The organism is Sphingomonas sp. IC081, assembly GCF_006874585.1.
In the GTDB taxonomy this organism is placed as follows: domain Bacteria; phylum Pseudomonadota; class Alphaproteobacteria; order Sphingomonadales; family Sphingomonadaceae; genus Novosphingobium.
Window position 1 is genome coordinate 645,955 of record NZ_CP029762.1, and the last position, 11,814, is coordinate 657,768.

The window sequence follows — 11,814 nt, forward strand, 5'->3', positions numbered from 1 at the left end:
CTTTTTCCGGACAATGCCCTTGCGTCCGAGCCCTTCCCTCGAGATCGGGAGCGCATCGTGCCGGTTCCCCGCCTGATCGCCATCGTCGACGACGATCCGCTGGTTCGCGAATCCATCGACAGCCTCGTGCGCTCCGAAGGGCTGGCGACGGCGATGTTCGCAGGCGGCCGCCAATTGCTGGCATTCGAGCGGAGCGATGAAGTCGGCTGCGTGGTCACCGATCTCAACATGCCGGGCATGACCGGGCTGGAACTGCAAAGGAGGATCGCTCGGCAGGGCTGGCAGGTGCCGATCATCTTCATGACCGCGTTCCCCACCCCGGAAGCCGAGGCGCAGGCCCTGGCGGCCGGCGCGATGATGTTCCTGACCAAACCGGTCGATCCCGATGAACTGCTGGATGCGATCGCCAGGGCCATCGCCCCATGAGCCTTGCCTTCCCTTTCGAAATACGGGAGATCCCCCGTGACCGGGACAGCACGCAAAAGCACCCTCTCTACGGAGTCCATGGCATGAACGCGTGCAGTGGCGCGGCCGATACCGAAGCCGGCCTCGTGATCATTCTCGACGATGACCAACTGGTTCGCGAAGCCATCGACAGCCTGCTGCGGTCGGTCGGCCTGAAGACCCTGTGCTTCGGCACCGCGCAGGACGTGCTCGACGCCGCGCTTCCCGATGTCACCAGCTGCCTCGTCGTCGATGTCCGCATGCCGCAGATCGGCGGCTTCGAATTCAAATCCCGGCTGGTCGAGCGCGGCGACGACATTCCGGTCATATTCGTCACCGGCTATGGCGACATTCCGATGAGCGTGATGGCCATGAAGTCCGGCGCCGTCGACTTCCTGCCCAAGCCCTATCGCGATCAGGATCTGCTCGACGCCGTGACCACCGCCCTGAACCGGGACCGCGAACGCCGCTCGGACCGGCTCGAGGCGCAGGCCGGCCAGCAGCTTTACGACCGCCTGACCCCGCGTGAAAAGGAAGTGATGGCCGGGGTTTGCCGGGGCCTGCTCAACAAGCAGGTGGCGGGCGAACTGGGCATCTCGGAAATCACCGTCAAGCTGCATCGATCCAGCCTGATGAAGAAGCTGGGAGCGAAAACGTTCGCGCAGCTCATCCGGATCCACGATTTCCTGGCCCGCCAGAAGGCGTGATTGATGGGTTCCCGAGCCTATTGCCCGGCGCCTGCCCTGGGATGAGGCCGGCCCGGACCGGCGGCGCGCAGACGGGAAAAATTACATAGCGGCAACAAGGCCGGGGCCGGGGCGGCGGTTCATCCCGGAAAAGTATACCAATACAGCGGGATAATGCCCGGACACCGGCAACAACACCGCGCTTGCCGGGCCAGACCACCGTGCCCGGAGCGCGCGCAAAAGTCGGAATTTGCTGTGTTTGCGGACCATACCACCCATCGGCCGCCTATAACGTTTGCATAGCCTCCCCCGGCCCCACCGTCAGCGGCCTCGTCCAGCCCGCTGCCTCTGGATATGCACAACCATGACCTCCTTGCGCACCTTCCTTGCCCGACAGCACCTGTCTACCAAAGTCACGCTGATGACCGTCAGCGCGCTGGCCCTGCTGGCCGGCACCCTGTTCATCAGCACCCGCGTGATGCTGATGAGCTCGGCCCGTGAACAGGGCGCGACCCAGCTCGACACCAACATGCGCGTCGCCTGGAGCGTGCTGGAAACGCAGGGCAAGGGCTACAGCCTGCGCGACGGCGTGCTGCACGTCGGCAATACCCGCCTCGACGGCGACGATGCCGCGGTCGACCGGATCAAGGCGCTGGTCGGCGGCAATGCCACGATCTTCAGCGGCGCCACCCGCGTTGCCACCAACATCAAGAAGGACGACGGCACCCGCGCGGTCGGCACGCCGCTCGATCCCGGCCCGGCGCGCGACGCCGTGCTTGGCAAGGGCCAGCCCTACCGGGGCGAGACCCGCATCCTCAACAAGCCCTATTTCGCCGCCTACGACCCGATCCGCGACGACAGCGGCAAAGTGATCGGCATTCTCTACGTCGGCGTGCCCAAGGACAGCTTCTATGCGCACGTGACCCGGCTCGGCTGGCAGATCCTGATCATCGCGCTGGTGCTCACCGCGCTTTGCGCCGCGGTCTGCATGCGCGCGGCGAGGCGCCTGTTCCAGCCGCTGCAGTCGGCCACCGAGACGATGGCCAGCCTGTCGCAGGGCCATAACCACATCGAGATCGCCGATACCGCGCGCCCCGACGAGATCGGCGACATCGCCCGCGCCCTGCTGGTGTTCCGCGATGCGGCGATCACCAAGGAAGAGGCCGACCGCCAGCAGCGCGACGTCGTCGAGACCCTCGCCGCGCGGCTCGAACAGCTCTCCTCGGGCGATCTCACCGCCGCGATCGAACGCGCCTTCCCCGGTTCCTACGAGGAACTGCGCCTCAACTACAACTCGGCGCTGTCGGGCCTGCGCGAACTGATCGGCGCGACCACCGCCAGCACCCATGCGATCCGCGGCGGCTCTTCCGAAATCGCCCAGGCCTCCGAAGACCTTGCCCGCCGCACCGAAGCCAACGCGGCCAACCTCGAACAGAGCTCGGCCGCGCTGGTCGAGATCGACCAGCGCCTGCGCACCGGCACCGCTTCGGCCACGGCCACCGTCGCCCGCGCCGACCAGGCCATGACCACCGTCGACCAAGGCCGCACGATTGCCGCCCGCGCCGTCGACGCCATGCGCCAGGTGGCCGACAGCACCCGCGACATCGACAACGTGATCGAAGGGCTCGACAAGATCGCCTTCCAGACCCGCGTGCTGGCGATGAACGCGGCGGTCGAGGCCGGGCAGGCCGGCGATGCCGGGCGCGGCTTCGCGGTTGTCGCCGATCTCGTCTCGGCGCTGGCGATCCGTTCGGAGGAAGAGGCCCGCAGCGCCCGCGAGCAGCTCACCCTCACCCGCACCGGCATCCTGACGGCCGTGGGCGCGGTGGAGCAGGTGGACGAGGCCTTCACCGGCATCGCCCAGGACATGGGACAGGTCCATGCCCTGCTCGGCGGCGTCGCCGGCGACAATGCCGCCGCCTCGGAAACGGTCAGCGAGATCACCACCGCCATCGGCGCGATGAACCTCGCCACCCAGCAGAACGCCGCGATGGTGGAACAGACCTCCGCCGCCGCGCGCAGCCTGACCTCCGAAGTCGACCGCCTGGCCGCCCAGGCAAGCACCTTCAAGGTCGCGTAAAAGCGCCCTTTCCCATCACCTCGAAAAATATTTGCGCATTCCCGGAAGGAAATCCTCGCCCCCGGTCTCTTACGTGGCACAACGGGAATTGAACCCGGCATGTGAGGGAGGGCGATACGCCAGGGGAGGCACAACAGGAACTCGCGCGCAGGCGCCGGATCGCGATCTGGACCGCGCGCGAGATCGTGCCCCACGAGGCGCGGGTCCGGCGCTGGCTGGCCCGTTCGCGCCTCTCGCCGGAGGATATCGACGAGGTGATGCAGGAAGCCTATTGCCGCATAGCGATGCTGCCCTCGGTCGAGCACATCGACCGGCCGCTCTCCTACATCTTCGCGATCGCCCGCAACCTCCTGCTGCGGCGGATGAAGCGCCAGCAGGTCGTGGTGCTGGAAGCCTTCAGCGAGATCGAGAACTGGTATGACGAGGATGCCCCCACCCCGGAGGAGCAGGCCGCCAGCCGGATGAGCTACGAGCGCGTGCTCGCCGTCATCGCCCGCCTGCCCGAACGCTGCCGCCGGGTGGTGGAACTGCGCAAGATCGAGGGCTGGTCGCAGAAGGAAATCGCCGCCCACCTCGGCATGACCGAGAAGGCGGTGGAAAAGCAGGTGTGGAACGGCGTGCGCGCGATCCGTGCCGCCTTTGCCGCCTGCGAAGCCGAGAACGAACAGCGCCTCACGGATGGCCCGCGCCGGGAGGTCCGGCGATGACCGGCGCCGATGATCGCGCCGCCGCCTTTGTCGCGCGCATGGACGGCGCGGCATGGAGCGAGGCGGACGAGGCCGAACTCCAGGCCTGGCTGGCCGAGGATCCGCTGCGTCAGGGGCTGCTGCTGCAAGTGCAGGCGCAGTGGTATGCGCTGTCTGCCGCGCCCGCCGAAGAAACCGCTGCGCTCATGCAGGACAACGGGGAAGCGGCCCCCGCCAGGCCCGCCCGCTTCGCGCGGCGCGGGCTGCTGGGCGGGATCGCGGCTTCGGCGGCGCTCGTCATGACCGGCCTGCACTGGCGCGGCGGGCCGTCCGTCTACGCAACGAAACTCGGCGAGATCCGCCGCCTGCCGCTGCCTGACGGTTCGGTGATGACGATGAATTCGGGCAGCGAACTGGCGGTCACGATGGCCCCGCGCAGCCGCGAGATCGAACTTGCGCAAGGCGAGGCCTGGTTCGAAGTGGCCAAGGATGCCAGCCGCCCCTTCGTGGTGGCGGCGGGCGACGTCCGGGTGCGCGCGGTCGGCACCGCCTTTTCGGTGCGGCGCCGCGAAACCGGCGTGGAAGTGCTGGTCACCGAAGGCGTGGTCGAGACCTGGAGCACCGCGCCCGCGGGCGGGCCGGACCTGCACTTGCGCCTCGAGGCGGGCGACCGCGCGACGCTCAGCGCCCATGCGGTGATCGATTACGAAGCCGGCATTCCCACGTCGGTGGACCGCTCGCTGGCCTGGCGCGGCGGCATGATCGATCTCGACGGGCGCACGCTCTACGAAGCCGCAAACGAGTTCAACCGCTACAACCCCCGCCAGATCGTCATCGCCGACCCGCGCGTCGCGCGCGAGCAGTTCGACGGGCTGTTCCGCATCAACGACCCGGAAGGTTTTGCCGAGGCGGTGAAAGCCAGCCTTGGCGTGGCGCTGGACACCAGCAATCCCGAGGTCATCCGTATTTTCCTCGATACCGCCGAAGAAAATGCATTTTCCGGGAAGGATTTTTCGGCGGAGTGACTCTTGAATAGTACGGACTCGAAGAAGTCCGCAAAATCAATTTTTGGGGCGGATAATAATGTATAACAACAAGGTGCGTCACGCACTGTTCTCGACTGCGGCCATCGTCTACGCCGTAGCCTCTCCGGTCCAGGCGGCAGCCCAGACCCGCGAATTCGCCATCGATGCCCAGAGCGCCGAGACGGCAATCACCCAGCTGGGCCGCCAGGGGGACATCCAGATCATCGCCGCGCGGCGGCTGACCCGCGACGTGCGCACCAATGCCGTGCGCGGCGAAATGAGCGTCGACCAGGCACTGGCGCGGCTGCTGGCGGGCACCGGACTGGCCGCGCGGCGCACCGGCCCGGCCTCCTATGCGATTGTCGGCAGCGCCAATGGCAATGGCCGCGCTCCCGCCAGTCCGGTCCGCGCGGCTGCTGTCACCGTTCCGGTCGCGCTGGCGGCCGCGCCCGCCGCTGCCCCACAGCCGGTCGCGGCGGCCGAACCTGCATCTGCCGATCCGCAAGCGCCGGTCACCAGTGAGGACATCATCGTCACCGGCTTTCGCGGCAGCCTGATCCGCGCGCAGGACGTCAAGCGCCAGTCGATCAACGTGGTCGAGAGCATCATGGCCGAGGACATGGCCAAGATGCCCGACCTCAACCTGTCGGAATCGATCCAGCGCCTGCCCGGCGTCACCATCTCGCGCGAGGGCGGCGAAGGGCGCAACATCACGCTGCGCGGCTTCTCGCCCGACTTCACCCGCACCACGCTCAACGGCATGGAAGTGCCCGCCAGCAGCGACGGCCTCGATTCCGGCGGCTTCACGCTCAACGCCGGCCGCGCCTTCGACTTCCACGTCTTTGCCTCCGAACTGTTCAACCGCATCGACGTGCAGAAGACCCAGCGCGCCTCGATCGAGGAAGGCGGCATCGCCGGCACCGTCGACCTCTATTCGGCCAAGCCCTTCGACCATCCCGGCTTCCACGTCGTCGCCTCGGGCCAGGGCGGCTACAATACCGTCTCGCGCAAGATCGACCCGCGCGCCACGGTCATGGTCTCGGACACCTTTGCCGACGACACCATCGGCGTGCTGTTCTCCGCCGCCTATTCCAAGCGCACCGTCTATCAGGAAGGCTTCTCCAGCGTCCGCTGGACCTCGCCCTTCGTCAACGGCGACAGCTGGGCCGATACCGACCCCGAGGTCACCGGCACCCCCGAGAACTGCGGCGCCGCCGACAGCCTCGACTGCCTCTGGGCGCCGCGCCTGCCGCGCGCCGACTTCTTCGGCAACGACCAGAAGCGCCTCGGCCTCTCGGGCTCGATCCAGGCGCGCCCGCTCGACGGGCTGAAACTGACGTTCGACGCGCTCTATTCGCAGCTCGACAACGACCGTTACAGCTACAACTCGATGGAGTGGCTGCTCACGCATGGCCCGGCGGGCAATTATGTCGGCCAGACCCCGCTTTCCTTCACCGTCGCGCCGGACGGCAAGCAGCTCGTCGCCGCCGCCTTCGACGATGTCACCTCGTGGTACGAAAGCCGCCACCAGACCTCGACCTCGAAGTTCAGCCAGTTCGTGTTCTCCGGCGAATACGAGGCCAGCACGAACCTGACCTTCGACGGCATGATCGGCAAGGCGCGCGACAGCGCCGACCGCAGCGAACTGCGCTTCTACGCCCGCTCGGTGCCGCACTACTATGCCTATGACTATACCGGCAGCCGCGATGTGGCGTCGGTCGATTACGGCGACTACGATCCCAACGATCCCGAAAACTACATCAACGCGCTGACCGCGGCCAACCGGCTCAACAAGGTGGTGAAGGACAACTTCACCGCCAAGGCCAATGCCAGGTTCCAGCAGAGCCGCTTCACCGCGCTGGCGGGGCTTGCCTATAGCCGCCGCATGGTGCGCTATTCCGAAGCACAGGGCGCGCTGCCCAGCTTCGCGCCGCAGGACTACATGACCGCCTTCCCGATCAGCCACTTCGGCGACGGCGTGGTCTCGGGCGGGTTGCCGACCTTCGCGGTGATCGACTTCGATGCCATCGCTGGCTCGGGCATGTTCGACGACGGCTACACCGCCAATGTCGCTGCGGGGTGGAAAGTGGTCGAGAAGACCACCGGCGGCTACGGCGAAGTCATGGGCGACATGGACATCGGCACGATGATCCTGCGCCTCGACGCAGGCCTGCGCTATGTGCGCACCGACGTGGAATCGAGCGCGGTCATCGCCGGATCGCCGGTGGAGGTGAAACGCCACTACGACAACCTGCTGCCTTCGTTCAACGCCGCGCTCAACGTCACGCCGCAAGTGGTTGCCCGCTTTGCCTATGCCCGTTCGATGACGCGCCCGGGCCTCGCTTCGCTCAACATCGCCAGCCCGGTCTTCGAATATACCACCCGCACGGTCAGCAACCTCGGCAGTCCGGATCTCAAGCCCTACCTCTCGGACGACTTCGATCTCGGCCTCGAATGGTACTTCTCTAAGAGCGGTCTCTTTGCCGTGGGGCTGTTCCAGAAGAACATCATCCGCTCGCTCAAGACCTCGGTGGTCGAGCAGATGGTGCCGCAGGAATACTGGGCGGCGATCTACGCCGATCCGCGCTACGACGCCTCCTACAATGCCGATCCGGCCTCAGTGCCCTACACCTTCTACAAGGCGGTCAATTCGTCGGACGGCGACAAGGTGAAAGGCGTCGAGGTGACGCTCAACCTGCCCTTCACGTTCCTGCCGGGGATCTTCTCCAACTTCGGCATCGCGTCGAACTACACCCATGTCGAAGCGCACGATTCCACCGGGCTTTCGCCCAATTCGTACAACTTCACGGGTTATTTCGACACCGGCAAGATGGGCCTGCGCCTCTCGGTCAACAAGCGCGACGACTACCTGCTCAGCGAACCGGGCGGCAACGGCCACGTGCAGGAACGCAAGTACGGCCCGACGCAAGTGGATCTCTCGGCCTACTACAACCTGACCGAACGCCTCAGCTTCAACATCCAGGGCATCAACATCACCAACGAGCGCGAGCGGATCTACGGCACCGGCGACGGCACACAGTACCTCGTGCGCGAGTTCTCCCGCACCGGCGCGCAGTGGTTCGTGGGCGCACGCTACCAGTTCTGACGCGGCATCAGTTGCTCCCTGGGCCGCTGTCCTCCCCCGGACGGCGGCCCCCTTGTCTTGCTGAAGGAGACGTGATGGCCCATCCGTTCCGCCCGGCGTTTGCGCTTGCCATGACTTTGCTCGCCCTGCCCGCCCCGGCCCGCGAGGTGGACGATAGCTACACCGTGGACCAGCGCTTTGCCCAATACCGCGACCAGTATCCGGGCATCGCCTGGCCCGCCGTGACCTGGCGCGAGGGGCAATCGGTGCTGTTCGACCGTCCCTACAAGACGCTGGGCACCCGCACGCTGCATCTCGACGTGTTCCGCCCGGCAGCGGCCAACGGGCAGGGCCTGATGCTGGTCCACGGCGGCGCATGGCGCTCGGGCGCGAAAACGCATTTCTACGCGCTTGCCAACCTGCTGGCACAGCGCGGCTACACCGTGTTCCTGCCCGAATTCCGCCTCTCCGGCGAAGCGCCCTACCCCGCCGGAATGGAGGACATTGCCGAGGCGCTGCGCTGGGCCCGGGCCCATGCCGCCGAATTCGGCCTCGACGGCGCCCACATCGCGGTCGGCGGCGCCTCATCCGGCGGACAGATGGCCGCCCTGCTCGCTTATGCGGGGCCTTCCGGTCTTTTCGGCAAAGTGCATGCCAACGCCCTCGTCGACCTCGACGGCGTGCTCGACATGGCCGATCCCGACGCCCTCCATTTCGAGAACGCGGCAGGCGCCGAGTCCCCCTTCGCCCGCTGGCTGGGCGGCCGCTTCGAAGCCATGCCGCAGCGCTGGCGAGAGGCCGGCGCCGCCGGCCATGCAGGGCCGCAATCGCCGCCCACGCTGATCGTCAGCAGCGGCATCGCCCGCTTCACGGTGGGCAAGGACAAGGTACTGGCCGCGCTCGAGCGGCACCGCATCGCCAACCGCGAATTCGCCTTCACCGGCGCCCCGCACGACTTCTGGCTGTTCGAGCCCTGGCTCTCCCGCACCGCCGAGGAGATCGACACGTTCCTGCGCCCCCTCACCCCTGCAAAGGCCCCGAAATGATCGCCTTGCGCCTGCTCACCCTATCGCTGGCCTGCGCCGTCGCCCTGCCTGCCATGGCCGCTACGCCCCCATCCGAACTCACCGTGAAGCCGGACTGCAAGGGCAGCAAGACCCCCTGCTACACCTCGATCGGCAGCGCGCTCGAAGCCGCCGTGCGCGATGACAGCGGGCGCTGGATCACCATCCGCGTGGCCGCGGGCGACTATGCCGAAAAACCCGTCATCACCCGCGACCGGGTCCGCCTCATCGGTGCCGGGCGCGAAGCCACGCGCGTCCATTTCGGCGCCGTCGCGCAGACCGCCAGGGCCTATCACCGCAATGGCTGGGGCACGCCGGGATCGGCCACGCTCACCATCAACGCGCGCGAGATCGCGGTGCGCGACCTCACCATCGAGAACACCTACGACTACCTCGCCAACGACCGCCTGCCCGAAGGTGCCGAGGCCAGGATCGCCAACCCGCAGGCCGCCGCCCTGCTGCTCGACATCGACAGCGACCGCGTGCGGTTCGACCGGGTAGCGCTGCTCGGCTATCAGGACACGGTCTTCACCAATGGCGGCCGCGCGCTGATCCGCGAGAGCCTGATCGCCGGCAATGTCGACTTCATCTTCGGCAATGGACAGCTGCTGATCGAGGACAGCGAAGTGCGCACCCGCATCCGCGCAGCGCCCTACACACCCGGCGAATTCCAGTCCTTTGTCGCCGCCCCCTCGACCCCGCTGTCGCAGGCGCACGGCCTCGTCTTCTACCGCTCGCGCCTGACCCGCGAGGCCGGGGTGCCCGACCATGCGGTGGCGCTCGCCCGGCCCTGGCACCCCACCACCCGCTTTGCCGATGGCCGCTACGCCGATCCGCAGGCGGTGGGGCAGGCGCTGTTCATCGACTGCTTCCTGGATCGCCACATCCACCCCGACCACTGGACCGAAATGAACGGCACCGCGCGCGACGGCACGATGACGCAGGTGTTCCGGGCGCAGGATTCGCGCTTCGCCGAAACCGGATCGACCGGCCCCGGCGCCCCGGCCCACGCCATCGGCATGACCTGGGTCTCCCCCCATGCCATCGCCGCGATCCGGCGCGACATCATGGCCGGGATGCCAGAGCGGCCCTAGGCGGCCCTAGCGGATCGGATAACGCGCCAGCTTCACGTGCAGCACTTGCGGCGCCGCCGTGAAGTTGAGGCCCCAGTCCACCTGATCGCCGTTCCACACGCGTAGGAACTGCCACTTGCCTGCGGTATCGTAAGTGCCCTCCTCCACGCGGTCGAGGATGAGGTTGGCGGCTTTTGGATCGGTCAGCCCGAACTCCACGCGGGCGAAGTAGCCGGTGACGAGGTATTCGTCCGGCCCGATCTCGGCAATCGCGACGCCGCCGGTGGGCCGGGCATTGCCCTTGGGGTCGGTCGGCCCGAAGTCGCCGGTGCCGAAACTGGCGGTGGCGACGTATTTGCCCAGCGGGATCACCTGCCGGTGGCCATCGGCCGGGTCTTCCGGCTCGGACGCGCCCCAAACCTTGCCTTCGAAGGCCAGCTTTGCCCAGACGCGCGCCATCGGCGCGAACAGCGCGTAGTTGGCCGCGAACGGCGCGATCGCCTCGTCATCCAGCTTCGATCGGAGCGGCAGGCTCGGGCGATAGCGCAGCGGGTCGAGACCGAAGGGCGACCAGCCGATCGCACCTCTGCCAAGTGCGGCGAAGAAGTGACGCGCATATTCGGGCGCATGCCCCGTCTCGGGCACGAACAGTGCGTTGTCCGGCCGCGTGTAGGCGTCAAGAAAGCCGAGATAGGCCTTGTGCTTCGGATTGTAGATGTCCGGCGCCACCAGATCGAGGTGCGGGGCGGCGGCCTTGTAGACGTCGATCACGGTATTGGCCGGGCCGCCACTGGCGTAGGTGTTCGGGTCCTGCCAGGTGAAGGGATCGCCGGGCAGCGCGGCGTTGACGTACATCGGCAGCGGCTTCACCGCCTTGCCCGCCGCCGCGACCTTGTCGATGTAGCCGGCGACCTGCCAGGCATGGAAATAGAGTTCGGCATCGCGGCCGAACAGCGCCGTCCAGTTGCCGGCGGGCTTGCCGAGGCGCCTCCTCAGCGCTTCGGGCACGGGCGCGGCGAAGGCGGCATCAGCCTCGGGCGAGTGATCGCGCGCAAGGCCGTAGGAACCGGCCTCGTTTTGCACCTGCATCATGATGACGGTGTTCTGCCGGTCCACCTCTGCCAGACGCCTCATCAGCGCGGCAAAGGCCTTGCTGTCCGCCGCCAGCGTCGCCTTGCCGAAGGGGGAGAGCCCGTAATGCAGGGTGCCGTCCGCGCGGCGCATGCGCGGGAAGCGGGCATTGTCCAGCTTCACCCAGCGCGGGGTATATTGCGGGTTGGTGTTCTTCCAGGTGCCGAACCACAGCAGCACCAGCCGCACGTTCTGCGCGCGGGCCTGTTCGAGAAGCTGGTCGACGATGGCGAAATCGAAGCGGCCTTCCTCGGGCTCGATCTGCTCCCAGCCCACCGGCACCTCGACGGTGTTGACGTGCATCGCCGCCATCATCGGCCAGACCTTGGGCAGCGTCGCGGGCCATGCGCTGGAGTTGTTGATCTGCGCGCCCAGCATCAGGAAGGGAGCGCTATCAACGATCAGCGCATGACGGCCATCGCGGGTGACGATATGGGGCACCTCGTCGGATGCGGCCCATGCCGCTGGCGACGCTGCGGCCAGCGCGGCGCAGAGGGCCGCGCCAAAGATCGTGGCGGTTTTCCAGGTGCCTCTCATCGC

9 protein-coding genes are annotated in these 11,814 nt (G+C 67.3%); 8 read left to right on the plus strand and 1 reads right to left on the minus strand.

Annotated features, from left to right (window positions below):
• Window positions 1-57: 57 nt before the first annotated feature.
• The 8 genes from DM450_RS21065 (at window position 58) to DM450_RS21100 (ending at window position 10,164) form a co-directional block, all read left to right on the plus strand.
• Window positions 58-426 carry a response regulator transcription factor gene (locus DM450_RS21065; RefSeq protein ID WP_207080205.1) on the plus strand — a complete coding sequence of 123 codons (369 nt, stop codon included), beginning with the start codon at window positions 58-60 and terminating at the stop codon, window positions 424-426.
• Between the two features lie 83 nt (window positions 427-509).
• Complete coding sequence (locus DM450_RS21070) at window positions 510-1,151, plus strand: response regulator transcription factor (RefSeq protein WP_142638845.1); 642 nt, start codon at window positions 510-512, stop codon at window positions 1,149-1,151.
• Window positions 1,152-1,494: 343 nt separating this feature from the next.
• On the plus strand, window positions 1,495-3,210 hold the full coding sequence (locus DM450_RS21075; RefSeq protein ID WP_142638847.1) for a methyl-accepting chemotaxis protein: 1,716 nt from the start codon (window positions 1,495-1,497) through the stop codon (window positions 3,208-3,210).
• 101 nt (window positions 3,211-3,311) lie between these two features.
• Window positions 3,312-3,917: an RNA polymerase sigma factor gene (locus DM450_RS21080; protein WP_260610467.1), complete on the plus strand. Its 606-nt coding sequence runs from the start codon at window positions 3,312-3,314 to the stop codon at window positions 3,915-3,917.
• Window positions 3,914-4,921 (plus strand): FecR family protein, encoded by a 1,008-nt coding sequence (locus DM450_RS21085; RefSeq protein ID WP_142638849.1) that lies wholly within the window; start codon window positions 3,914-3,916, stop codon window positions 4,919-4,921. The genes DM450_RS21080 and DM450_RS21085 overlap by 4 nt, the downstream gene beginning before the upstream one ends.
• Window positions 4,922-4,979: 58 nt before the next feature.
• Window positions 4,980-8,027, plus strand: coding sequence for a TonB-dependent receptor (locus DM450_RS21090; RefSeq protein ID WP_142638851.1), 3,048 nt, complete (start codon window positions 4,980-4,982; stop codon window positions 8,025-8,027).
• A gap of 74 nt (window positions 8,028-8,101) precedes the next feature.
• The gene (locus DM450_RS21095; protein WP_142638853.1) at window positions 8,102-9,052 is read left to right on the plus strand and encodes an alpha/beta hydrolase; all 951 of its coding nucleotides are present in this window, start codon (window positions 8,102-8,104) and stop codon (window positions 9,050-9,052) included.
• Complete coding sequence (locus tag DM450_RS21100; RefSeq protein ID WP_142638854.1) at window positions 9,049-10,164, plus strand: pectinesterase family protein; 1,116 nt, start codon at window positions 9,049-9,051, stop codon at window positions 10,162-10,164. The genes DM450_RS21095 and DM450_RS21100 overlap by 4 nt, the downstream gene beginning before the upstream one ends.
• Before the next feature lie 6 nt (window positions 10,165-10,170).
• Here DM450_RS21100 and DM450_RS21105 read toward each other — a convergent pair whose 3' ends face one another.
• Window positions 10,171-11,811 (minus strand): DUF5597 domain-containing protein, encoded by a 1,641-nt coding sequence (locus tag DM450_RS21105; protein WP_142638856.1) that lies wholly within the window; start codon window positions 11,809-11,811, stop codon window positions 10,171-10,173.
• Between the last annotated feature and the right edge of the window lie 3 nt (window positions 11,812-11,814).

Coding starts and splice junctions, on each gene's coding strand:
- DM450_RS21070 (WP_142638845.1), top strand. CDS start 510: ATGAACGCGTGCAGTGGCGCGGCCGATACCGAAGCCGGCCTCGTGATC.
- DM450_RS21075 (WP_142638847.1), top strand. CDS start 1,495: ATGACCTCCTTGCGCACCTTCCTTGCCCGACAGCACCTGTCTACCAAA.
- DM450_RS21085 (WP_142638849.1), top strand. CDS start 3,914: ATGACCGGCGCCGATGATCGCGCCGCCGCCTTTGTCGCGCGCATGGAC.
- DM450_RS21090 (WP_142638851.1), top strand. CDS start 4,980: ATGTATAACAACAAGGTGCGTCACGCACTGTTCTCGACTGCGGCCATC.
- DM450_RS21095 (WP_142638853.1), top strand. CDS start 8,102: ATGGCCCATCCGTTCCGCCCGGCGTTTGCGCTTGCCATGACTTTGCTC.
- DM450_RS21100 (WP_142638854.1), top strand. CDS start 9,049: ATGATCGCCTTGCGCCTGCTCACCCTATCGCTGGCCTGCGCCGTCGCC.
- DM450_RS21105 (WP_142638856.1), bottom strand. CDS start 11,811: ATGAGAGGCACCTGGAAAACCGCCACGATCTTTGGCGCGGCCCTCTGC.